Here is a 25,742-nt window from a genome sequence, read left to right as displayed (position 1 = left end):
GAGGCACATGATAACGGAGATATGCTTTTCAGGGAAAGCGGGGAAGGATGACTTCTCGATCCAGATTCCGCTCCGGGGCGACTCAGACGATGACAATGTATTCTGGGGAGGGGGATTTACTGGTAGCACTCATCATTATAGTGAATCAGTTGTGGATTTTATTTTTTCAATGGCGGTAATGTTCTCTGACATTGCTTCATTGAGTACTTTAACGGCAGTTGTTGCATCGCGATTCTTTATGGACATATACACCTTTATATGGGCTTCAACGCTTTCAAGCGTAATTCCCAGCGCGCGATTAAGCTCTTCAAGGTAGTAGTAATAGATGTCTTTAATGGAATTCATCACATTATAAAACACGCTATTGTGGGAGGCTTTGACAATAGCCAGATGAAAGTCGTAATCCGCCTCAGAGTACTTTTTATAATCGCCTTTGTTAATCAACATATTGTTGAGAGCTTGTTCCAAGCAGTGAATATCATCATCTGTTGCATGAGTTACGGCTAACTCGACACACTTAAATTCAACCGTCTGGCGAAAAATCATCATATCGTGAAACTCTTCACGGCTAAGATGCATGATAGGACGGGGATCGTTACTCAGCATCTTTGGTGTGAAGTTATCGCTGACATAACTGCCGCTTCCCTGGCGAGTTACAACAATACCTAAATCACGAAAGCGCTGTACTGCGCTGCGAACACTGACCCGGCTGACGTTGAATGATGCGGTAAGTTCAGCTTCCGACGGGAGACGACTACCGGGGGGCCAACTGCCGTCCAGCAATTTACTGCTTATCTGATCATAAATTTCATTTACAACATTCTGTTTTTGAATGGATTTTATGCTCAAGTTTAGTGTCCGTCCTGATCCCTGAATTGGTCCATAGTATAGCAACTCATACATAAGAAAAAAGCGCCTCTGACGGCGCTTTTCCTGTTAATCGAAACGAATAAGTACCTTTGCTGAGATATTTTTGTCAGTGGCAGTAATAAGCGCCTCTTCTATTTTTTCTGGGGCGTATTCTGCGCTAATCAGAGGACGGGGATCGACTCGTCCATCTTCCAGCCAACGTACCGCCGTTACAAACTCATCGATGAAGCGGAACGAACCCACCCAGCGAATTTCTTTCACCAACATGGCTGATACCGGCCAGTTAACGGGACTGGGTCCCATCCCCACCTGTACAATAACACCAGAAGGTCGAGTGAAATCAACCGTTGAAGAGATAGCAGCGGGTGAGCCAGAGGCTTCAAAAACCACATCGAAATAGCCTTTGTGTTTTTGATAATGGGCAACCTGATTCTCATCACGTGGATCCATTACGTTTGTTGCGCCCATTTTTTGTGCCAGTTCTAGGCAGCGAGGGCTCAAATCGGAAACTACGGCTTCAGAAGCGCCTGCGCTTTTGGCGGCAGCCAGGATCAGGCATCCGATAGGTCCTGCGCCAATAATTAATACTTTTTTCCCTGTTAGTTGACCTGCCATTTTAATGGCGTGAATAGAGACGGCTAAGGGTTCAGAGAAAGCCATTACCGACGCAGAAATTTCTTTCTTATAGGGTATGCATTGTTCCGGCTTGACGGAAACGTATTCGGAGAAGCCGCCGTTAACATGAGGATTAAACTGGGCACTGCCCATAAAACGCATATTACCGCAGAGGTTTTGATGGCCTGATAGGCACATCTCACATTGATTGCACGGACTGGATGGGTTTATCGCAACAGTTTGGCCCGGTTTCAGCCCACAACCATCCTGTGCTTTTTTTACAATTCCAACAAACTCATGACCAATAACCATCGGATTTTTAAGGATAGACATGCCGGCACGCCCATGTTGATAGTAATGGATATCGGAACCGCAAATACCACCACAAGCCACCTTTACTAGCACCTGATTTTCATTATGCTCAATTTCGCGGGATTCAAATCGAATATCTTTTTCTGCATGAGCCAGACAGGCTTTACAAATTATCTTTTCAGAACTCATACTTACCTCATTATTTGTTAGCAGTAACGGGTGTTGTTTCTTTCGTGGAAATGTTTTTTTCATCGGGAACGATGACATCTATTTTACCAACCAGAAACATATAAGCTAATAAGCCTAGGGCTGCGACACCTGCGATATACCACATGGCATACTGGAAATTATGTGTTTCCTGAAGAATAATACCAATAACGATGGGGCTGATAATACCAGACAGGTTTCCACATATATTCAAAAAGCCGCCCATGGTACCAAGGAAATTACGTGGAATAACATCGCTCCAGACTACCCATCCTAAATTTGAAAAAGCATTAGCAAAAAAGGCAATAGACAGTATCACAATAGCTATTACTGGCTGATTTTCGAAGAAATTAACAATACCAATAATCATGGTGACACAGAGTCCAACCATCACAGGTAACTTGCGTGCAAACGTCCTTGATTTACCTTTTTTCAATAAGAGATCGCTTAATGTTCCACCGCAAAGTACGCCAAACATTGCCATAATATAAGGCAGCATCGCGCCGATCCCAGCTTTAGAAATGGAAAGATGCAGACCTTGTTCCAGATAAACAATAAACCATGTCAAAAAGAAGTAGAGTGTTGATGAGCAGGCAAACTGAGTGATAAATAATCCCCAAATAGTTTTCTTACCCAGGAAAAATTTGATGTCATGCCAGCTAATTTTTTTGCTTACAGCCGCTTGGTTCACCGAGCCATATCCCCCGCCTGCCTTAATATATTCAAGCTCTGCCTGATTGACGGACTTACTATGCTGGGGATCGCGATAATAGATTAGCCAATATATACCAAATAAAATGCCTGCTGCGCCAGATAAATAAAATGACATCTCCCACCCATAGGTAGCGACGATGAAGGAGAGCGCAGGTGTTAACAGGGCTAATCCAATGTATTGAGCGCTGGAGTATATTGCAGTGGCGCGTGCACGTTCATGGTCAGGGAACCATGTTGCAATAATTTTTGTATTTGATGGAAACGATGGAGCTTCTGCTACTCCGATCAATGCGCGACAAACTAAGAGCATTGCAAAAGAGGCTGTTGAGGTAGCAAATAAATGATGTGAAGAAAACCCCATCATAAAAGTGAAAACACTCCACAGAATGATAGCTCCACCATATAAAACACGTGACCCGATACGGTCTAAAACATAGCCTACCGGAATCTGACTTGCAGCATAGGCCCATGTAAACATTGAGAAAAGCAAACCAAGCTGTGTTGGAGTTAGATTGAAATCATTTTGTATATTCGAACCCGCGACGGCAAGATTTGCCCGATCCATATAATTTATGGCAGTAACAACAAATAATAAGGAAAGAATAAATAGTCGAGATCTCGAAGCTTTCATAATAAGGCCCGTATTTTATCGGAATATCTTCTTTGCTGAAAAAGATATCCCGTGATTTTAAAGGCAAAATGTAGGGTGATTGTTTTTATAAAACAGCCAGCCATCCACCATCGACGTAAATAATTTGCCCGTTGATATAATCAGATGCTTTTGATGACAGGAAAACTGCAGTACCAATTAATTCTTGCGGATGTCCCCATCGCTGAGACGGATTGCTATTTTTCACCCAGCTATCAAACTTCTCATCTTCAATTAGCGCGGTATTCATATCCGTCAGAATATAACCCGGACCGATCGCGTTGGTCTGAATGTTAAATTGTGCCCATTCCGCCGCCATCGAGCAGGTAAGCATTTTGATCCCGCCTTTGGCTGCTGTGTAAGGCGCTACGGTAGGCCTGGCTGCCTGACTGGTTAATGAGCCAATGTTAATTATTTTTCCTCCGCTCTGGCGTGAAATCATCCGTTTTGCGGCAGCGCGGGAGACCAGAAATGCGCTGGTCAGGTTGGTATCAATTACTTTTTGCCAGTGTTCCAGTTCCAGTTCAACCATCGGCTTACGGTACTGAATTCCCGCGTTGTTGATCACAATATCAACCTGGATATTCTGTGCATCCAGCGTATTGAACGCTTTTTCAATGGCCTCTTCGTCCGTAACGTCAAAGGCCAGACCGTGTGCGCAATAGCCTTGTGCCGTCAGCGTTTTGACAGAATCCTCTAGCAGAGCTTCGCGAATATCATTCAGGATCACCGTCGCGCCTGCTGCGGCAAGTCCCTGAGCGTAAGAAAATCCTAACCCGCGAGCAGATCCGGTAACCATTGCGGTTTTCCCCTGAAGATTAAATAAATCGCTCATGTAGCTTTCCTCGTAGATAAATATGTATGACGACTGATGTATTGTTAGGGTGGGTTTATAACAACTTAAAATCAATTCTTGGTATATGAAATTGCAATGCGGATCACAAACAAGTTTCGAATTCATTATTTCGTTTGTTTTATATCATTGATATTTAATGATTTTGTTTTTGTTGGCATGATCGAGATCACAAAATGAAGTATCGCCATCACAGATACAAAAGCATCGTGATATAACAACGTAAATTTGTAGGACAACTTACAACATTGAGGCGTGGCAGACGATGCAGTTCGCTGAACATTAATTGACTTGATGAGGAAGCTAAAGTGAGTAACCTGAAGATTACGAATGTGAAAACGATTTTGACGGCCCCTGGAGGTATCGACCTGGCGGTTGTAAAAATCGAGACTAATGAGCCGGGGTTGTACGGATTAGGGTGCGCGACATTTACACAGCGTATTGCTGCGGTCAAAAGTGCGATAGATGAATTTATGGCGCCATTCCTGATTGGCAAAGATCCGCGTCGTATTGAGGATATCTGGCAGTCCGGAGCCGTCAGCGGTTACTGGCGTAATGGCCCCATCATGAACAATGCCTTATCGGGCGTTGATATGGCGCTGTGGGATATCAAAGGCAAACTTGCGGGAATGCCTGTTTATGAGTTGCTGGGAGGCAAGTGCCGCGATGGTATTCCTTTATACTGCCATACCGATGGCGGCGATGAAGTGGAAGTGGAAGACAACATTCGTGCCCGGATGGAGGAGGGGTATCAGTATGTGCGCTGTCAGATGGGAATGTATGGCGGAGCGGGAACGGATGATTTAAAACTTATCGCAACTCAGCTTGCTCGAGCAAAAAACATTCAACCCAAACGTTCGCCCCGAACGAAAACGGCTGGCATCTATTTTGACCCTGATGCCTACGCAAGAAGTGTTCCACGGCTGTTTGAACATTTACGCAATAAACTGGGATTTGGGATCGAATTTATTCATGACGTACATGAGCGGGTAACGCCAGTTACTGCGGTTAATCTGGCTAAAACGCTAGAACCATTTCAGCTCTTTTATCTTGAAGATCCGGTGGCGCCAGAAAATATCGGCTGGCTGAAAATGTTGCGCCAGCAATCCTCCACGCCTATCTCTATGGGGGAGTTGTTCGTTAACGTTAACGAATGGAAACCTCTTATCGACAACAAACTTATTGATTACATTCGCTGCCATGTCAGTACTATTGGTGGAATTACGCCTGCGAAGAAATTGGCGGTATATAGTGAGCTAAATGGTATTCGTACGGCATGGCATGGACCGGGTGATATTTCTCCCGTTGGCGTCTGCGCAAACATGCACCTGGATATGAGTTCACCCAACTTTGGCATTCAGGAATATACGCCGATGAATGACGCGTTGCGCGACGTCTTTCCTGGCTGCCCGGAGATTGATCGGGGCTATGCATACCTGAATGATAAGCCCGGTCTCGGCATCGATATTAACGAAGCGGAAGCGGCGAAATACCCCTGTGAAGGGGGGATTCCGTCCTGGACGATGGCGCGGACTCCTGATGGCACGGCCTCCAGACCATAATTCGCGTACAGAGGCCGTAGGATAGCGTGGTGTCTACGGCCATCTTACCGGAGAGGGGGAACGATAAACCTGGCCACTGACATTCCCCCGTAGGTTTGGCCGCCAGAACGCTTACTTATTATTCATTTTGCGGCAACGCATAATTCTGGCAGTACAGGTAGGGGATCCCTTCTTTGGTAATCAGATACGTCTTGCTATTTAGCGCAAAATAATCGACGTTGGATACGCTGGTATTGGTCAGGAAAAAGTCGGGGAGCAGTTCCTGAATAAGGCTGGCGGGGGCCGTTTCGCGATTGGATATTTGTATTTTCTGTGAAATCCAGACCGGACTTGAGCCGTAGCTGGATTGTGTAAACAGGACCATGCGTTGCACGGTTTGCTCATTATTTCTGGCATCTTTGATGATACCATCAACATTCACAATGCCTTTACTCCCGCCGATTTTAATATCAATAATCCCACGAAATGAGCTTGTATTACGTACTATTTCGATGGCTGAACGACAGGTCAGATTATGACGTTCACCTGTGTTTTTACTGAACCGATAGACGGCAGTAACCATGAGCGCAGCAAAACAGATCAGCAGGATTACACCTGTCCGGATGCGGGACGTGCGGGGATATAAATTCATTAGCTATCATACCGGGGGTAATAAACCGACTGACAGGCGTTGTCTTGCCTGGCTTTCATCGGTGAGCGACATACAAGCACGGACAATTTCTTTGACTCAGGATAGGTCGTAATATAAATGAATTTATTGCTCTGACACAATCCCGGATTGTTGTTGATAAACGCCGTATGCCGGGAGAAATTACTGGCATCATTGTTAAAGTAATACTGACAGTCAGTGGGCGTTTTGCTGACCGTGATATAGTTGGAAAAATAATCATCGCTGGCCTGCCATGGGTATAATATAAGCGCGCAAATTATAAGAGTCAGCGTCACCATGATTATTTCTGCGGTGGTGAACAAAGATTGACGCGGTGTCCCGGGCAACAGATCTTCTATAACGGTATCCGGGGCCACGGACTCTTCACCTGAAGAAGAGATCCCCTCTGGCGTCTCAATCGTCTGAATGTCAAACGATTCCTGGATAATCAACCCCTTGCGAGGGATGGTTGTGATTAGCGGTTGCTCCAGATCCAGCTGTAGCAAACTTTTACGCAGGGAGAGAATGCTTTGATAAAAGGCATTGAAACTAACCTGACGATGGTTTTTACCCCAGCCAAACTCCAGTAGTTCGTTTTGTGAAACCACCTGGCCGCGATGCTGAATAAGTAATAAAAGACATAATGACGCTGAGTGTTTGAGTTTTATCTGCTGATTGGGTTGAGCTACTCGCGCCAGACATTGTGTGGCTGGCGTAAATATTATTTTATTTTCAATCAGATAACTGACATTGCCAGTCTCAGGCATAGTGTCTCTACTCTTGATAATGCGCCAGGTGGCTGGTAAGCCATGATACCACTTAGCCCATAATAGCTACCAGCATGGCCCCGATCCTACAACGGAAATCGCGAAGTGTTTCAAATTAGTATCATAATATAACAACAATGATAACTTTTTTAATAAAAATAAACCATATATAAATCAATGGACTGTGTCTTTTTGGCTACCTTGCAAAGAAGAGAAAGATGAAATAATGGCGGCAAAGATGATTGCCATTAATTCTTTATGGACAGCGCAATATACTGCCTGACGCCACCACGCGAAAACAGCATGTGTCTGAACGCGCCCACGGCACCAGGGAATGCCGGTGGCAGATGTAGAAGAGGGATAAATGTCAGCTTTCTTGAGGGCTGACATTTATTTTTGATGCTAAGTGAATTTTGATAAAGCCATAATTTGCGGTAGAGAGTCCCATGTTCCAGAAAGAAATTGAAAATGCTGTAGTACTTGTGGGTGATGAAATGAAGAAGTCAGATAATGCCTGGCTGTCGTTACGCAAAAAACGCCAGCGTATTGATCTGAAGGTTGATGGAAATATCTTGTTTCTGGAGAAAGGGACCGTCTCTGTTTATCGTGTGGAAAATGATCTGGTAACCGTGAGTATTTCTGCTCCGGCCATACTCGGTTTGCCGCAAATGCGCACTGAAGTCGCCGGACACTATTTACGTTGCGATACCGATTGTGAAATGTGGGCAATGAGCGTGCAGAACGCCGATCATTTGTTTACCGCTAAAAACTTATGGAAGCAGGCGTTTGATATCTTAACGCATCACCTGCAACGCTATTTCCAGCGTGAAGCGTTGCAGTCGCATCGCACCATTCGTGAGCAGATTATTGAACACGTAAAATATATTTGGTCGATGGAACCTGAGGTGCGTGAGAAAACGTCCGTGTATACCTTTATTTTGACCCGTAATCATATCTCCCGCAGCGCCATCCACAAGGTTTTACAGGAACTGGTTAATGACGGGAAAATCACGTTAAACCGGGGAAAACTTTCCTTCTGTACTCCGTTATAAATTTATGCGCTCCCTGACATGATAAAAGGGAGCGCAGACGCTTAACGTTCTCTGAGTGCCTCCGCGCGAGCGCGAATAATCGGTTTTAACAGATAGCTGAGAATCGTTTTCCTGCCAGTGAGAATATCGACACTTGCTACCATGCCTGGGATTATCAGCATCGGATGCTCTTTCGTTCCCAGGTAGTTTTTGTCCGTTTGCAGGCGAACAATGTAAAAGCTTCGCCCCTGTTTATCGGTGACGGTGTCCGGACTTATCTGCACCACCTCGCCCTGCAGACCGCCATAGATGGTGTAATCGTAGGCCGTAAATTTCACCATTGCATGCTGACCCGGATGGAGAAAGGCAATATCGCGCGGCTGTATTTTGGCTTCGATTAACAGCTTGTCATCCAACGGAACGATTTCTACCAGATCGCTGCCAGGCTGGATGACGCCGCCGATGGTATTCACCATCACCTGCTGGACGATACCGCGCACCGGTGAAGTGACCATGGTACGATTCACCCGGTCTTCCAGCGCTTTTACGCTGGCCTGGGTTTTGCTCAGATTGGTACGGGCCTCGTTGAGTTGAGCCAGCGCATCGCTCTGGAAGCGGCCTCGACTCTCGCCGATTTTATTCTCAATCTCTTTAATTTCTGACGCGGCTTTGGGCAGCGACAAACTAACAGAGTTGAGCTGCCCGGCGGTTTCCACTTCGGTACGACGCAGGCGCAGTAATTCCACTTTCGAAATGGCGCCCGAGGCGAGCAGCGGCTCGGACATTTTGATTTCCTGGCGTATTAACCCGAGGCTGTGCTTAAACTGCTCTTCTTTCGATTCAAAGTCGCGCAACTCCTGTTTTTTCTGCACTAACTGTTCTTCAAGTCCGGATATTTCGTTGTGAAACTGCTCCCGGCGGCTGTTGTACAGTTCAGTTTCTCCCCGCGCGACATCCGGCGCTTTGCTGGCAATCTCTGGGGAAATAGCAAAGTCCCGGTTTTCAACTTCCGCCGTCAGGCGCTCAACTTTTGCCCGCAGGCCGAGTTTATCCGCTTCTGTTTCGCCGACGTTAGAGGCAAAGCGCGTATCATCCAGATGCAGCAACGGCGTTCCGGGGTTAACAATTTGCCCTTCGTGCACATACAGTTCGGTGACGATCCCACCTTCCAGGTTCTGGATCTTTTGCAGTTTGGATGACGGGATCGCTTTACCTTCCCCGCGGGTGACTTCATCGATTTTCGCAAAGCCAGCCCACACGAAAGACAACACCACCAGCGCGAGGATCGTCCACAGCGTCAGTCGAATCACTCTCGGGGAGTCATCAATAATGGCCTGGCTGACTTCATTGATACTGTCAGTTTGATTTTCATCACGGCCATGAAAATAGTGCTGCATAGCGCGGCGGGCACGAGCCAGGAAATCAGCGAGATGCATTAATCTGCCCCTTTTTCAACGCATCCATCACCACAGCTTTCGGGCCATCCGCGATGATGCGTCCTTTATCGACAATAATCAGGCGGTCAACCAGCGACAGCATGGAAGCGCGGTGCGTAACCAGTAATAACGTTTTGCCCGCGATGCAGGGGACCAACGCGTGTTTGATCTTCTCCTCGCTGGTGTTGTCCATCGAGCTGGTGGGTTCATCCAGTAACAGAAGAGGCGGATCCAGCAAAAGCGCGCGCGCCAGCGCTACCGCCTGCCGCTGTCCGCCGGAAAGTCGGGAGCCGCGCTCGCCAACCTGCAGGTTATAGCCGTCAGGATGCAAGCGCGCAAAATCGTTGACGCCGGCCAGTTCTGCTGCCCGCAGCATGGTTTCGTCATCGATATAACGCGCCCCGCACAGCAAATTGTCGCGTAGCGTGCCATTGAACAACTGGATATCCTGCGGCACGTAGCCGATGCTGTGGCGCAGATCGTTCACATCCAACTGACGAGAATCGATACCGTCGATCAGAATATTTCCGGCGCTGGGCTGGTACAGATTGACCAGCAGTTTGCTGAGCGAACTTTTACCGGAACCACTGCGTCCGATGATGCCGATTCGTTCCCCGGGCTGAATGGTCAGATTAATTTTTTGCAGCGACAGGTTCTGTTGTTCGGGGTAGCTGAAATCGACATCGCGAAATTCTATGCTGCCCTGTAGCTGCTCACGTTTGAGCGGATTTTCATCCGCGCGACGCTCCTGCGCCAGCGACATCATTTTCTCGGTATTTTTGATGGTGAGCTTCGCCTGCTGATAACGGGCGATAAGGCCGGTTAACTGACCCAGCGGCATTAATGCCCGGCCGTTGAGCATGTAGCAGGCGATAAGTCCCCCCATACTCAGTTTGCCGCCGATAATCATGTACACCCCGACGATAATCATCACCACCCCGGAGATTTGCTGGAACCAGCCGGTCAGGTTGCTCGCCAGGCTGGACAACGTTTTCACCCGTAGCTCGAGGCGACTCAGGCTGCCCAGCGTTTGTTCCCACTGAAACTGGCGTTCGCTCTGGGCATTGTTCACTTTGATGGCATCCAGGCTGCTCAGGGTTTCAATCAGCAATGCCTGGCGTTCGCTGGCGAGACTCATGGTTTTAGTGACTGCCGCGTTGACCGGTTTTTGTAACGCCCAACTGCACAACAAAGCAATCGGCAGCGTCAGGAGCGGGATCCAGGCCAGCGCACCGCCGATAATCCCGATAACGATCAGCAGCAGCAGGGTGAAGGGCAGATCGATAATCGTCGTCAGCGTAAGTGATGAGAGGAAATCACGCAGCGACTGAAACTCGTGAATATTCTGCGCAAAGCTGCCCACCCGCGCCGGACGTTCTTTCATCTCCATGCCGATAATGCGCTCAAACAGCGTTGAGGAGATGATGAGATCGCTTTTTTTGCCCGCAATATCAAGGCAGATACCGCGCAGCATTTTCAATATCAGATCAAAAACAAAAGCCAGGCAGATACCGACCGCCAACACCCACAGCGTGACCGTTGCCTGGTTAGGTACGACCCGGTCATAGACGTTCATGGTGAAGAGCGGCGTGCCGAGCGCAATCAGGTTGATCAGCAGGCTGGCCAGCACCGCATCCATATACAGGAAACGTGACAGCTTCAGGGTGTCTTTAAACCAGGATTTGGTACGTGGCAGAAAAGCTTCCGCCTGCAAATCGAATTCGTGGCGCGGATGAGCAAAAATCACTTTACCGGCATAGCTTTGTTCAAGCGTGGCGACATCGACGCAAATCTCCCCACCTTCGCTTTCGCTGGGCATAAAGCGGGCGCTGCCGTCGTCGTTCCATGCCAGTAATACTCCGGTTCCGCCAGAACGCAGTAACAGGACTGCAGGCAGAGACATGGCCGGAATTTTATCGAGCGCGCGCGTGACAATCCGCGCCTTTAAACCGGCCCTTGCCGCCGCGCGTGGAAATATATTCAGCGTGAGCCGATCGTTTTCTAATGGCAAACCACTGCTTAATGTTGAACGGCTCGCCGGTTTACCGTGCAACGCACACAGAATGAGTAAGCTATCTAATAACGGATCGTCATTATAACTGCGGGGGTCGTGATGTTGAGAATTAGGAGAAGCATAATTCCCGGATACTTCATTTAATAATTCAGCTTGTGCACTCATTTTCGCAACCATTTCTGACCGTGCACGTTAAAATAATAGCAAGCTAATTATCAGCGTGCAGGTCAGAGATTTATTTTGGATTAATAATTATTAATGCAGATCCGGTAAGCTATTTTCTTGTTGTGAATCGACCGGTTGCCCTGATGGCGGCGGTGTGATTTTTAGAATATTCATTAATTCACCCGTGCGTTCGCTAATACGGTAGCCGCTGGTCATCGCCAGATAACGCAGTTCAACAAGGCGACGTTTAGAAGAAAAAACTTCATTTTCACTGTCGAGCAAATCCAGCAGCGTACGTTCGCCAAGACTGAATTGATCCTGATAAGCAGTGCGCACTTTAACGCTACGGTCGGCATATTCTTCCGCTGAAGGAAGCTGAGCGCGTGCGTTTTGTAACGCCGTCCAGGCCAGGCGCAGCTCCTGATTCAGCTGGCGTAGCGTGTTATTGCGTACGTCCTGCGCCTGTTTATGCAGATACGCGCGGGAGTTCATATTGGCTTTGTCGCTACCGCCCTGGTACAGGTTGTAATGCAGTTTTACCATTGCTTCCCACTCTTCAGTATGGGCGCGGGTGGTGTCGGTGTTATTACTAATCCCGCGGGAAAGCTCAACGTCCACGCGCGGATAGAAGGTTGATTTCGAGGCCTCATACTGCTGATGCGCGGCGTCGATATCCGCATTGGCGGATTTCAGTAATGGACTGTTTTTTTCCATCCGACTTTTGGCGTCTTCCAGCGAGGTGGGCAACTGAGAGTCAATACTCTCGGGCAGGCTTAAACCTTGCGGATCCATGCCCGTCACGCTGACAAAGGTGGTTTTCGCGTCTTCAAGATTCGTCTGCTCGGTCAGCAAGTTATTACGCGCCTGCGCCAGACGCGCTTCGGCTTGCATAAAGTCCCCTGAGCGCCCAACTCCCTGATCGGTACGCAGTTTTATCTGGTCGTAAATGCGTTCGTGGTTCGCCAGATCGTCCTCAGCAAGGCGAACAAACTCTTCGCGTTGTAGCACGTCGAAATAGGCCTGAATGACCGCATAAGCGGTACTTTCGCTGGTGTTCATCACGCTCCAGGCGCGCGAGTCAACGGTCGCTTTTTGCCGTGCAACTTCGCTGGAGGTGGCAAAACCATTAAACACATTTTGCTCAAGACTCAGCGTCGCTTCGTTAGGTGACTGGGTCAGACCGTTATTGCGTCCTGCCGCGCGAGTCGTTGCATCATCAACATTTTTGCGTCCGGCCTCTGCATTTAAATTGAGTGAGGGTAAATAGCCACCTTGAGCGGCCCGCAGCTCTTGCTCTGAAGAATAACGGCTATTTATTGCGGCATTAACTTCAGGATGATTAGCTAAAGCGTTTTTAACGGTATTTTGTAAGTCTTCTGCATTTACTGAGGATATTGAAAAGCATGAAAGCAGAAAAACTAAAAACTTCTTCATGACATGAATGCCTTATATGACACGGTTATGACATCCTGCTGTCGTCGCTATCATCCATTTTTACAAACACGTTATATTAATTAACAAAGGTAAATTGTCTTAATTGAAGCCTGTGGTCAGCTATTCTCAGACATGTTTTGTCACATCGTGTTTTATTTTTGGTTATTTTTTATTATATTCATTTGCCAGTCAAGTCTCATGTAATTGCATTCTTTAAAATGTGTTTTTTTCTACATTGAGATATTAATGTTTACATTAAATGAATGTGATATTTGTTCGTTAATATATTAACGATTTTATAAAAATAATGATGGTAATTAAGTGAGGTTACGGTGAGCAAATTACTCGGTGTGATCAAAGCAATCATTGGGCAGGTATACGTTGTCGATGCTAATGGCGCACAACGACTTGTTCATGAGGGCGACAGAGTATATAGCGGTGAGGAAATTGTGACCGGCGCCAGCGGCGCGGTGAGTCTCTCTTTACCAGACGGGAAGACGCTGGATATTGGCCGTAACAGCCATTGGGGCGAACACGGGCTACAGGTCAACCATAATCCGGAGCATGATGCCCAGGATATTGCCGCCGTACAAAAAGCCATTGCCGACGGCGCTGACCCGACGCAGGTGCTGGAAGCCACCGCGGCGGGTAATGACGCGCCGGTACAGCTTGAGGGCGGTGGCGGTGGTCACACCCTGGTTCAGCTTGAATTAACCGGACAGGTGATTGATCCTACAGCGGGTTTTAATACTAAAGGTCTGGGTAGCCCGAACTGGGAGATCAATTTGCCGGTTGGAGGAGTGGGAGCAGGCTCGGCGAGCGTTTTCCCGCCTGAAGTGCAAATTACCGAGTTTGCCGGTAATGACGGATTTATTAACAACAGTGAATTTCACCAGACCCATTTAAGCGGCACCAGTAATCAAAATCACGTCACGCTTACCTTCACAGATAGCCAAAAAAACACATTCACCGTTGAGGTTCCGGTGAATAACGGTCACTGGAATATTAATACCGACCTTAGCGGATTAGTGCCAGGAAATGTAACCGTAGTGGCAATAGCGACCGATGTCACAGGACGAACGGCAGAAAGTGTCGATCATGCGCTGATTGATATCACCGGACCACGTATTGATATTACGGTCGATAGCGTTACCCCTGATAATCTCATCAACTACTCAGAGTCACGCCAGCCGCAGACGATGATCCATGGGAGTGCAGGCGGAGATGCCAAACCAGGTGATATCGTTACCTTATTGGTTGATGGTAAAGAATATACCGGCGTCGTTACTGACCCGGGTAATGGCGCTCTGATTTATACCATTCCGGTACAGACTCAGGGATTGCTGAACGACCCGAATATTCACGCCACGCTGACCTCTTTCGACGATGCCGGCAATCGCACAACGGTTTCCACCGAGCATCATGTTGATACCGACTTATCCGCGCAAAACACCGTGACTATTGACGCGGTGGCGAATGATGATGTCGTCAATGCCAATGAGTTTCGTATGCCGACCGTCATTTCTGGCGTCGCCAGCGGCGATGCGCAAGCGGGCGACCCGGTCATCCTGACCCTTCAGGGCAAAGAGTTTCATGGCACGATTTTCGACGACCATGGGCAGCTACGCTATGAGATCGTGGTGCCTTCAGCCACCCTGAAAGAGGGCGCGAATGAGGTGCAGGTGACGCTGGTCAGCCACGACGCGCCAGGCAATGAAGCCATCGCCGTGACGCACCGTACCGTGGTACTGGACACCCAGGCACATAACGCGCTGACTATCGATAACGTGACAGATGATAACGTCCTGAACCGCAGCGAACTGTATATGCGTAATCAGGTGATTTCCGGAACCGTCAGCGGAGAAGACGCCAGAGTGGGCGACCCGGTACAGCTGGTGGTTAATCATCATCAGTACAGCGGGCAGGTGATTGATCTTGGCAACGGCAGCCTGGGATATCGCATTGCGGTTAACGCTTCCGACTTTGCCAATAACAGCACGCCGGTTGATGGTAACGTGGAAGTGAAGGTCACTGTTACCTCTCACGATGCGGCGGGCAACCTGGCGATTGTCACCGACACCCACAGCGTGCGCATTGATAATCTTGCGACCAATCAGGTCAACATTGACGCGGTGGCGACGGATGATGTGGTCAACGCCATTGAAAACCGCATGACCACGCTGATTAGCGGTGTGGCAGGCGGTGATGCCAAAGTGGGCGATGCGGTCACCGTCAGCGTACAGGGGCAAAACTATGCCGGAACGGTAGTCAATGATAACGGTCAGTTGCGCTATGAAGTGGCATTACCGAAAGGAACGTTGCTGGAAGGTAAAAACGATGTGGTGGTAACGCTGGTCAGCCACGATGCGGCGGGTAACGAAGTCACCGCGCTCGCGCACCGTACCGTCACGCTCGACACTCAGGCGCATAACTCGCTGACAATCAATGAGGTAGATAGTGATAACACCCTGAATCGTAGGGAGTTGTACACTCGTAACCAGGTCATCTCCGGCACCATTGGCAGCAATGAAGATGCTAAACCTGGCGATCCGGTACAACTGGAGATCAACGGTCACCAGTACCGCGGGGAGGTTATCGATTTAGGCCACAATGCGCTGGGCTACCGTATCACGGTAAACACTGCAGACTTTGCTGACAACAGCGTGCCGGTCGACGGTAACGTGGACGTGAAGGTCACGGTCACCTCTCATGATGCGGCGGGTAACCTGGCGATCGCCACCGACACCCACAGCGTGCACATTGATAACTTCGCCACCAATCAGGTCAGCATCAATGCTGTGGCGACGGACGATGTGGTCAACGCCATTGAAAACCGTATGGTAACGCTAATTAGCGGGGACGCTGGTGGTGATGCTAAAGCGGGCGATGCGGTCACCGTCAGCGTCCATGGGCAAAACTATGCCGGAACAATCGTTGATGATAACGGGCAGTTGCGCTACGAAGTCGCGTTGCCGAAGACGGCCTTACAGGAAGGTACAAACGACGTAGTGGTGACGTTGGTCAGTCATGACCCGGTGGGAAATGAAGTTACCGCGCTGGCACACCGCACCATCACGTTAGACACGCAGGCGCACAATACTATCCGCATACATGACCTCACTGCAGACAATGCGCTGAATTACCAGGAACTGCTTGCGGCTAAACAGACGATTACCGGTTTTGTTGGCGGTGAGGATGCGAAGGTCAACGATCCGGTCTTACTGGCGATAAATGGGCATCAGTACAGCGGTAAGGTGGTTGATTTTGGCCGCGGTAAGCTGGGTTATCGCATCGATGTGGACTCTTCTGCATTTGCCGATAACAACGGCCATGTTCTGACGAATGTGAATATTACCGCGATGGTCACTTCTCATGATGCGGCTGGAAACCTGGCCATCGCCACCGATACGCATAAAGTTCATATCGATAACTATGCGGAAAACACGCTCAAAATTGATGCGGTAGCGACGGACAATGTGGTGAATGCCAACGAAAATCGCATGCCCACCATTGTGAGTATCGTGGCGGGGGGCGATGCCAGAGTTGGCGATGCGGTGACCATCAGCGTACGAGGACAGGACTTTAGCGGCACGGTGATCAACGATAATGGTCAGTTACGCTACGCAGTGGTTTTGCCGCATGGAACTCTGCATGAAGGTAAGAATGCGGTGGTCGCAACACTGCTCAGCCATGACGCGCTGGGCAACGCGGTGACCAGTGAATCGCACCGTATTATCACCCTCGATACGCATGCGCATAACGCTATCTCGTTGGATAACGTTGCCACGGACAATGTCATCAATTACCAGGAACTGTCCGCGGCGACACAGCGCATTACGGGCATCGTCGGGGGGAAAGATGCGAAGGTCGGCGACCCGATCCAACTGGTGGTTAATGGTCATCAGTACGAGAGTCAAGTCATTGACCTTGGTCAGGGGAAGCTGGGTTACCGTATTGATGTGGACTCATCAGCGTTTGCGAACAACAGCGTTCATGTGCTGACGGATGTCGACGTACACGTCACGGTCACCTCGCATGATGCGGCGGGTAACCTTGCCATCGCGACTGACAGCCATAAAGTGCATATCGATAATTTTGCTAAAAACGTGGTGACGACCGCAGTGGTGGCGTCCGATGACGTGATAAACGCCATTGAAAACCGCATGCCGACGCTGATTAGCGGTATCGCGAAAGGTCTGGATGCCAAAGCGGGTGACGTGGTGACTGTTCACGTGCAGGGGCAAAATCAGGACTTTAGCGGCACAGTGGTTAACGATCACGGCGTTCTGCGCTACGAAGTGTTTGTACCAACGGGTGTGCTGCAGGAAGGCAGCAACGACGTAATGGTCACGCTGGTCAGCCACGACGCTGCGGGCAATCAGGCGGTTGCGGTGGAGCATCGAACCGTCACGCTGGATACCCAGGCGCACAGCACCGTGGCTATTGATAACGTTACTGACGACAACAACCTTAACCACCAGGAGCTGGATACGCCGATGCAACTCATCAGCGGCAAGGTGGGAGGAGACGCGCAGCCTGGCGATGCGGTGATCGTTGAGATCAATCACCAGACGTTTAACGGCAAGGTCATCGACCTTGGTGGCGGACATCTGGGCTATCAAGTCCCCGTTGATTCAACGGCGTTCAGTGATAATAAGGGGCTCCAGGATAAAAATGTGTCCGTTAAGGTCACGGTTACCTCTCACGATGCGGTGGAAAATGAGGTTATAACCACCGCAACCCATATGGTGCATATTGATAACCATGCCGGGGCTGGAATCACCGTTGATACGGTAGCGGGCGATGACAAGCTCAACGGCGCAGAAGCAGCAAAACATCTCACTGAGGTGATGGGCACGGTGTCCGGCGATGTACACGCGGGCGCTAAAGTTCAGGTCATCGTCAACGGTCATACCTACGAAACAACCGCGCAGGCACTCCCGGAACATAACAATGCGCTGGGATATAAGCTGGACGTTCTGAGCCGCGATCTGGTCAAAGACCCGCATATCGTTGCTCGTGTAGTCGGTGAAGATAATGTGCATAATTTCCAGCAAGCGGAGATAACGCACGACCTGCTGGTTGATTTACATGCCAAAGCCATGCTGACGATTGATCCCGTCACTGGCGACAATATGATTAATGGTGATGAATCAAAACAACCATTCACGTATGTAACCGGGAAAGTGGCTGGGGATGTTCATGTAAATGACGTCGTTTATCTCACCGTGAATGGCCACGTCCTGACGGGAAAAGTGAGCGATACCGGAGGCGGCGTTCTCGGCTATAGCATTAAAGTCAGTACCGCCGATCTGATCTCCGATCCGCATCTGACCGCGACGGTCAGCACCACCGATGGCGCGGGCAACCCGGCGACGGCCAATGCAGAAACCACAGTGATTATCGATACCCGTGTCGATGCGCAGATAACCATTGATGCCGTGACGCCGGATAATACCCTGAACCTTGCTGAGCAGATGCATGGCTATACGATGGTGAGCGGGACGGTGAGCGGGGAAGTTCACCCCGGCGATCCGTTGGTTATGACCATCAACGGCCATACCTATTCCGGTGTGGTAGAGGATCGCGGTAATCAACAAATGGGATTCCACGTTCCCGTTGCGACGGCCGATCTGGTCGCCAGCCCGCACATTGAAGTCTCAATGGATGTCACCGACGCGGCGCAGAACCATGCCCATATTGTGGCGCATCATGACGTCAATCTCGACGCGCAAGCGCTGGCCTCAATCACCATCGATCCGGTAACGGGCGACGATGTATTGAATAAGATCGAATTGGGGCAAACCACGACGATCGTCAGCGGTACGGTGGGCGGCGATGCCAGGGTTAATGATGTGGTGCACCTGAATATCGGCGGCCATATGGTTGATGCGACGGTGACGAACCTGCCCAATCTGGGAACCCTGGGGTATTCCATTGGCGTGGATACGCAATGGCTACAAAACGATCCGCATATCACCGCAACCATCACCACCACTGATGCGGCAGGAAATAACGCCACGGCAGATGCGCACAGCACCGTGATTATCGACGACCAGATTGACGCGATAGTTCATATCGATCCGATCGTCACTGGCAGTGGTGATGCGGTGATTAACCACGACGAAGCCCTTAAGCCGCAAACGACGGTTACGGGTACGGTGGGAGGCGATGTCAAAATCGGTGATACGGTTGAACTCACCATCAATCATCAGATCTATTATGCGCAGGTGGAAGATCACAACGGCCAGCGGGCTTTCAGCACGAAGGTGTCGACTCTGGATCTACTAATGGATCCGCATATTCATGCCGAAGTGACGGCCAAAGATGACGCCGGCAATATTGCTCACGGGCACGATGACATGCCTGTAGTGGTTGATACCGTTGCCGATGCCGGGATTACGATTGATTCTGCGTTGAGCTGGCGAGGCTGGGCGCTACCCGCTGGAAACCGCCCTGAATTTGTGACGGTAACCGGGCATGTTACCCCGGACGCGAAGCTTAATGATTTGGTTACCGTTGATGTGGGTAACAACACGCATCTGGAAACGCATGTTATTACCCTCCCTGATGGGCAACTGGGTTACACGCTGGATATTCTTTCTCAGGATTGGAATAACAACGGCAATATCACCGTGTCCATCACCACCCATGACGATCACGGCAACACGGCGACAGCGGTAGAGCATAAATTTATCGATCTCCCGTGGGTAACCCAGACTTATACGCCTGCCAATACGCCTTTTAGTATGCACACCCCGACGACAACGGGAACAGGAACCACGCAACCTCACCAACCGACCGTGCATCTTACCGTTGATAAGGTGGCGGGCGATGACGTTCTCAACCACGATGAAGCGCAAAAGGCGACAACGGCAATCCGTGGCCTGGTCAGCGGCGACGTGCAGTCCGGGGACGAAGTGATTGTCACCATCAATCATGTGCAGTACACCGGACATGTTATGAGCCTCCCGACGATGCCGGGACAGTTGGCATATGAGGTTGATGTGCCGACCAGCGAACTGCAGGCGCACCCGATGTTTGATGTCTCCATCACGGCTGGGACAGCCACAGATACGGTGCAGAAAACCATCACCGTCGATACGGATAACCCGCTGCAGATAACGATGGATAAGGTAGCCGGTGATGATGTTATCAATGCGGCTGAGGCGCAAAGCGGAAAAACGACCGTCAGCGGCACGGTCAGCGGCGAAGGCATTCACGATGGCAGCGTGGTGAGTCTGCAGGTCAATGGCAATACGCTAACTGCGGTCGTGCATGATGATAAACATGGTCACCTGGCCTGGTCGACGAAGGTCAGTATTAACGATCTGCACAATAACCCGGATATTATCGCGACGGTCATGGCAACGGATGATAACGGCAACCTGGGTAGCGCCTCTGCCAGCAGCCATGTCGTGGTCGATCTGAGCGCTAATGCTGGCGTGACGATAGATAACATTGCCGGTGACAATGTGCTGAACGCGCGGGAATCGCTGCAACCTAAGATGACAGTAACGGGGTCGGTATCCGGAGATGTGCACCCGGGCGATAAGGTAACGCTGACGGTTAACGGAAACCCTTATGCGGCGACTGTCGATAATAACCATCGCTACTGCGTCGATATTTACACCAAAGACCTGTTGGCCGATCGCGCGATTGTCGCGACAGTCTCAGGATATGACGATCACGGTAACGTGCAGTCCGCCAGCTTCACGCAGGGCTATGCGATTGATAAGTCGGCAAGCGGCAGCGTGACCATCAACACCGTCGGCGGCGACGATATTATCAATGCTGATGAAGTGAAAGCCGGAAGCGTAGAGGTGAGTGGTACGGTGGATGGCGACGTGCATCTCGGTGATAAAGTCGCCATTCTCGTCGATGGCGTCACAGTACATACGCGTGTCATTGAGCTGCCGCATATGAACGGGCAACTGGGCTACAAAGCGATGGTGAGTACGGTCGGGCTGCAAAATGACCCGAATATTCACGTCAGCGTAGAAGGGCAGGATTCGGCGTTGAACCCAATGCATGCCGTAAACGACAAAACGGTCACTATCGATACGCAGGTTGATGCCAGCATCGTGCTGGATAAGGTGTCAGTCGATGATGTGCTGAATAACGAGGAAACTCAGCATGCGAAAACCACCATCAGCGGTTATGTGACCGGGGATGTGGATGTTGGCGATCGGGTGACCATTACGGTTAACGGTAAAGATCTGGTGGCTGATGTGAAAAACAGCGGCGGGCAGAAGGTATTTAGCGTAGATGCCAGTACGGTTGACCTGATTCACGATCAAAAAATAACCGCTCACGTCACCGCCCATGATGATGCAGGTAACCGTGATGAGATCCATACCGATAAGACCATCACTATTGACAGGACTGCTGCAGGAACGATGGATATTGATAGCGTCACCCAGGATAACGTCCTGAACCAGCAGGAACTTCAGGGAACGACGGTGAGTGTAACCGGGCATCTTGGCGGCGATGTGGATGTATGGGATTCGATCAAATTAAAGATTGGTGGTCATGAATATACTGGTTCGGTAGATACGTTGGGGAATGGTGAGCGGGTTTATCATGTCGATGTAGACAGCGATGTCATGAAAGCGAACACCGCGTTCTCGGTTGAGGTCAACGGTCATGATGCGCCAGGCAACCCGTATTCAAAGACAACGTCCCACACCTATGCTGTGGATCAACAGGCAGACGCCACGCTTATCGTGGATAAACTCACCGGGGACAACCATATTTCACGTGCGGAAGCACAGGGGGCTATCACCCATATCACCGGCAGCGTGAGCGGTGATGTGCATGATGGGGAGCATATTAAAGCGCTGGTAAATGGGCATCAGTACGATGCGATTCTTCATCAGGGCAATAATGGGCTGACCTATGACATTGAGGCCGAGACCTCAGCGTTCCGGGCAGGCCATAACCGCGTAAGTGTATTGGTTGAGGCGCATGATGACCACGGCAATATTACGCCGTATACGCAAACGCTGAATGTGACGATGGATGATCCGGCACCACACAAAGGGCATACGGCGGATAAAGGAAATCATGCCGCGATGCAGCACGCGCTGCACAACCTGTTCGACGACAACGCATTATCTCTGTCTTATGCGCCAGCCGCGACCGGACACGGGCAGGCAACTGCCGTGTTGAGTGCTGACGATAAGGCGAAGGCTGTGCTCGATAAAGTCGATCTCAGCGATCTGGCGCGTGAACTGCACGAAGGCGTGGATATTGCGAAGTACATTCAAAGCGGCGGCGATCACCATCAAATAGCCAGTCCGGCGAAGGTCGCGCATGGCATTGATACTGCGCTGTCTACTCATGCAAGCGGCGATCTGCATTCTGCGACCTACTCGTTGGATCACCTGATAGCCAAACCCGATCACAACCCCATACACTAACCGTTGCTTGCTGCCCTGTGCGAACAGGGCAGCGGCATCAGGGTATACGAAATGAAAGACACTGATATGAATTCTGGACCACACGCGCAGGCAGCAGGCGCTGGCAAAAACGCTGAAAATGACACCCAACAGACGTTAGAGATGCTGCAAAAAAGCGACCTGGAGATGGTCCGTGTGCTCGACGATCTGATTTACCTGCTGATCCGTAAAGGCGTGATTGCCATTACCGATCTTCCGCCGATGGCGCAGGTTAAATTAATGAATCGCGCGAACGCGCGTCAGGAGCTTGGCGGGTTAGAACAACTGCTTGGGAGTGATGACCGTATTTTTTAGTTGATACAGGCAGCCGGCTTGTAGGCCGGATAAGCGAAGCGCCATCCGGCGATATACAGGCTGCCTGCTGTTATCACAACGGCGCGGGTTCACCTAATAATTGACCCATTGCGCCATCAATCCCTAATTCCTGCAGTACCTTAAGCTCGCCTTCCGTTTCAACACGTTCGGCAATCAGCGGCAAATCAATACTGCGCGTGGCGCTGCACAACACTTCAATAAACAAACGTTTATCGTTTTCTTCATCAATATTGCGAATATAGCTGCTGTCGATTTTCAGATAAGCAAGCCCCCACTGCGACAGATGACCGATCATGTTGAAGCGACTGCCGAAGTGTTGCAGACCGAGCGCGCAGCGATGCTGGCCTACAGCTTTGACAAATGCCGCCATCTGATGTGGTCCCGGGAGCTGATTTTCATCCAGCTCCAGAATCAACTGATGGGCTAATTTCGGTGAATAGCGCAGCGGATTGAGCAGGTCAGCAATGGCGTTCGCACTGGCGACAGAACTGCCTGAAATACTCAGCGCTAATTTCCCCGGTGCAGTTTTTAGTTGGTTCAACGTCAGTTTCAGCATCACTTTATCGAGGCGATGGCTCCAGCCAAAGCGGTGGATCCACGGCAGGAAACGACCGGCGGTAATGGTGTTGCCCTGTTCGTCAATAATGCGCGACAGCACTTTGTAATGCAGGATTTTGTCGGGCGTGCGGCAATCCACAACGGGTTGATAAACCAACTGGAATTGCTGATTTTCCAGCGCATGCTCAAGGCGAACAAACCACAAATGCTGATCTTCGGTAGCCGCTGGCACCTCGGTGGTGGGAACCACCTGATGGTCGGTATGTGTTTCTGCTTCCACCAGCAGGCGATCGGCTTGGATCAGCAATGACTGGGCGTTATCTCCGGCGCTGAATGGCACCATGCTGGTATAGGCGACCGGCTGTTGGTCTGACATACCGGTGGCATAAAAGGCCGTCAGCTTCTGACACAGCGAATTGCCCATGTCCAGCATTTCACCGTGCGTAACCCCCGGACAGAGCAGGGCGAACTCGCCGCCGCGAATGCGGGCGAGGGTACTGTCGAGAGAGGCATATTTTTCTTTATGCGCGTTCAGCAGGTTGGCGATATTGAGCAACAGCTTATCGGTATGCGGGCCGCCAAAACGCTGATTCAGACCGCCTAAGTCCTGAACGCGAACCAGCATCAGATACCCTGGCGCCGTATCGGCATCACTTAGCCGCGCCTGAAACTGCATATCGAACGCGCGGCGGTTGGCAATTCCGGTCTGGCTGTCGAGATAAGCTTCATTGTGCAGACGTTCGCTATAGACAGCTTGCTCTTCAAATAACGACTTGAGCTTCGCTGCCATCAAATTCATGGCGTTAACGACGCGGCGTAATTCCGGTGTTTTTGGCAGTTCCTGTAGCGTCAGAAATTCGCGGCGGGCAATGGCTTCTGACTGTTTTGCCAGATAATTGAGCGGGCGCAGCAGTTTGCGCAGCAGCAGAATGCCAGCGATTAAACAGACGAGACTACAGGACAGCATCCACAGCAGATTGCCCAAAGTGTTGTCCCACAGACGCTGTACGGCAAAGATCGGATCGCTGGTCACTTCCACACGAGCGGCCTGCTGCCAGCCGCGCATAATTGTCGCCTCGCCGGTTTGCGGAGTCACATCCACCAGATCAACAAACCAACCGGGAACATTGGGAATCGACGCCGCCGCGCGACGCTCAAGCATCGTTTTGCCGTTTTGCAGATCGACAATACGGATTTTTTTGTAGTAACCGCTATCGAAAATGGAGCTAACCATTAGCTCGATCATCGCCGGATCGTTGACGTTGGGGGTCAGCGAAACGCCCAGCGCGGTTGCTGCATCCTGGGCATGTGAAAGGAGTTGGTTATTGGACTGATCGCGAGAGCTTTCTAACGTCACGATAAAATTGCCGCTAAACACAACCATCATAAAGAGAGAGATTGTCAGGAGTAACTGTTTAAAAAGAGACACAGGTGATTCCTATTTATCCATCGGGAAGCCCTCTTCCCGCATTTTGATGAAAACTTGCTGCCAGCGAGAAAGTCTCTTGCTGTCGCCAACGCGCTTATTGTTCTGGTTGCCCGGAAGCCAAAGGCCAGTGTTGTTAAAGGAGTACACGGGTAATAAATCCATACGCTGGGTGGCCGGTGAAATGGTATTGGTCAGGCTGTCGAGTACCAGAGGAATAGCTTCAGGCGTGAGGTACCAGGTCAGCACCATATGCGCCCGGTTATAACGCAAGGCCTTAACATAGGTAATACGCAGTTTGTCTTCGGAGATGCCCAACTGGCGGAGAGTGAAATATTTAGCGATCGCGTAGTCTTCACAATCCGCCTCACCTTTGCGCAGTGATTCAATGGGGGTTGCCCAGTAATCGACGTCATGCCAGGCGTCAATATCTTCGGTATAACGGAGCTTATCGTTAAAAAATTGGTTTACGGCGTGTAATTGTGTTTGTTCGTCTGCATTACGCAACTGGAGCAACAACTGCTGCCAGGCGTTGATCCGCCGTTGCGCTTGCGGGCTTGCGGGGCCGTAAAGCGCATCGGATTTCTGCTGGATGCTGGCAAAATCCCAGGCGGCGCGCAGCGAATGGACGGTCAATAGCAACAGCAGCACCCCGGGGATTTTCCACAGGCGCAGCAGGCGGTGGTGTAAAGAGCGGCTGATAG

Annotated in this window: 15 protein-coding genes; 4 read left to right on the top strand and 11 right to left on the bottom strand. The window is 50.2% G+C overall.

Translation table 11 applies throughout. The features are described from left to right. Positions 1-135 precede the first annotated feature (135 nt). The 4 genes from FOB24_RS20135 to FOB24_RS20120 all read right to left on the bottom strand — a co-directional run bounded on the left by FOB24_RS20135 (position 136) and on the right by FOB24_RS20120 (position 4,202). Positions 136-849 (bottom strand): FadR/GntR family transcriptional regulator, encoded by a 714-nt coding sequence (locus FOB24_RS20135; protein ID WP_085048830.1) that lies wholly within the window; start codon positions 847-849, stop codon positions 136-138. A gap of 87 nt (positions 850-936) precedes the next feature. After that, complete coding sequence (gene idnD / locus FOB24_RS20130; protein WP_087856934.1) at positions 937-1,986, bottom strand: L-idonate 5-dehydrogenase; 1,050 nt, start codon at positions 1,984-1,986, stop codon at positions 937-939. 10 nt (positions 1,987-1,996) lie between these two features. After that, positions 1,997-3,349: an MFS transporter gene (locus FOB24_RS20125; RefSeq protein WP_085048832.1), complete on the bottom strand. Its 1,353-nt coding sequence runs from the start codon at positions 3,347-3,349 to the stop codon at positions 1,997-1,999. A gap of 85 nt (positions 3,350-3,434) precedes the next feature. After that, positions 3,435-4,202, bottom strand: coding sequence for an SDR family oxidoreductase (locus tag FOB24_RS20120; protein WP_085048833.1), 768 nt, complete (start codon positions 4,200-4,202; stop codon positions 3,435-3,437). A gap of 326 nt (positions 4,203-4,528) precedes the next feature. On the opposite strand from FOB24_RS20120, the gene FOB24_RS20115 reads away from it, so the two are divergent. Next, entirely contained in the window at positions 4,529-5,782 is a 1,254-nt protein-coding gene (locus FOB24_RS20115) for an enolase C-terminal domain-like protein (RefSeq protein ID WP_087856933.1), read from the top strand. A gap of 118 nt (positions 5,783-5,900) precedes the next feature. On the opposite strand, the gene FOB24_RS20110 is transcribed toward FOB24_RS20115, so the two are convergent. Then, on the bottom strand, positions 5,901-6,413 hold the full coding sequence (locus FOB24_RS20110; protein ID WP_150345378.1) for a hypothetical protein: 513 nt from the start codon (positions 6,411-6,413) through the stop codon (positions 5,901-5,903). After that, positions 6,413-7,198 (bottom strand): transcriptional regulator, encoded by a 786-nt coding sequence (locus FOB24_RS20105; protein WP_087856932.1) that lies wholly within the window; start codon positions 7,196-7,198, stop codon positions 6,413-6,415. Before FOB24_RS20105 ends, FOB24_RS20110 begins: the two co-directional genes overlap by 1 nt. Positions 7,199-7,692: 494 nt before the next feature. Between FOB24_RS20105 and FOB24_RS20100 the strand changes: the two genes are divergently transcribed. After that, positions 7,693-8,250, top strand: a complete 558-nt coding sequence (locus FOB24_RS20100) for a helix-turn-helix domain-containing protein (RefSeq protein WP_223229541.1) — start codon at positions 7,693-7,695, stop codon at positions 8,248-8,250. 41 nt (positions 8,251-8,291) lie between these two features. On the opposite strand, the gene FOB24_RS20095 is transcribed toward FOB24_RS20100, so the two are convergent. The 3 genes from FOB24_RS20095 to FOB24_RS20085 all read right to left on the bottom strand — a co-directional run bounded on the left by FOB24_RS20095 (position 8,292) and on the right by FOB24_RS20085 (position 13,278). Next, positions 8,292-9,665, bottom strand: a complete 1,374-nt coding sequence (locus FOB24_RS20095; protein WP_150345377.1) for an HlyD family type I secretion periplasmic adaptor subunit — start codon at positions 9,663-9,665, stop codon at positions 8,292-8,294. Next, positions 9,652-11,844, bottom strand: coding sequence for a type I secretion system permease/ATPase (locus FOB24_RS20090; protein WP_223851219.1), 2,193 nt, complete (start codon positions 11,842-11,844; stop codon positions 9,652-9,654). Before FOB24_RS20090 ends, FOB24_RS20095 begins: the two co-directional genes overlap by 14 nt. Before the next feature lie 90 nt (positions 11,845-11,934). Further along, positions 11,935-13,278 (bottom strand): TolC family outer membrane protein, encoded by a 1,344-nt coding sequence (locus FOB24_RS20085; protein ID WP_085048840.1) that lies wholly within the window; start codon positions 13,276-13,278, stop codon positions 11,935-11,937. 332 nt (positions 13,279-13,610) lie between these two features. On the opposite strand from FOB24_RS20085, the gene FOB24_RS20080 reads away from it, so the two are divergent. Both FOB24_RS20080 and FOB24_RS20075 read left to right on the top strand, forming a co-directional pair. Then, on the top strand, positions 13,611-22,700 hold the full coding sequence (locus FOB24_RS20080; protein WP_150345375.1) for a retention module-containing protein: 9,090 nt from the start codon (positions 13,611-13,613) through the stop codon (positions 22,698-22,700). Between the two features lie 66 nt (positions 22,701-22,766). Beyond that, the gene (locus FOB24_RS20075) at positions 22,767-23,033 is read left to right on the top strand and encodes a hypothetical protein (protein WP_042311152.1); all 267 of its coding nucleotides are present in this window, start codon (positions 22,767-22,769) and stop codon (positions 23,031-23,033) included. A gap of 73 nt (positions 23,034-23,106) precedes the next feature. Here the strand turns inward: FOB24_RS20075 and lapD are convergent, their stop codons facing one another. Both lapD and lapG read right to left on the bottom strand, forming a co-directional pair. Then, on the bottom strand, positions 23,107-25,041 hold the full coding sequence (gene lapD, locus FOB24_RS20070) for a cyclic di-GMP receptor LapD (RefSeq protein WP_110497012.1): 1,935 nt from the start codon (positions 25,039-25,041) through the stop codon (positions 23,107-23,109). A gap of 9 nt (positions 25,042-25,050) precedes the next feature. Further along, entirely contained in the window at positions 25,051-25,740 is a 690-nt protein-coding gene (lapG, locus tag FOB24_RS20065; protein ID WP_369708756.1) for a cysteine protease LapG, read from the bottom strand. Between the last annotated feature and the right edge of the window lie 2 nt (positions 25,741-25,742).

Source organism: Citrobacter werkmanii (genome assembly GCF_008693645.1).
In the GTDB taxonomy this organism is placed as follows: Bacteria; Pseudomonadota; Gammaproteobacteria; order Enterobacterales; family Enterobacteriaceae; genus Citrobacter; species Citrobacter werkmanii.
The sequence above is the reverse complement of the archived record's forward strand: the minus strand, read 5'-3'. Positions and strand labels throughout refer to the sequence as shown.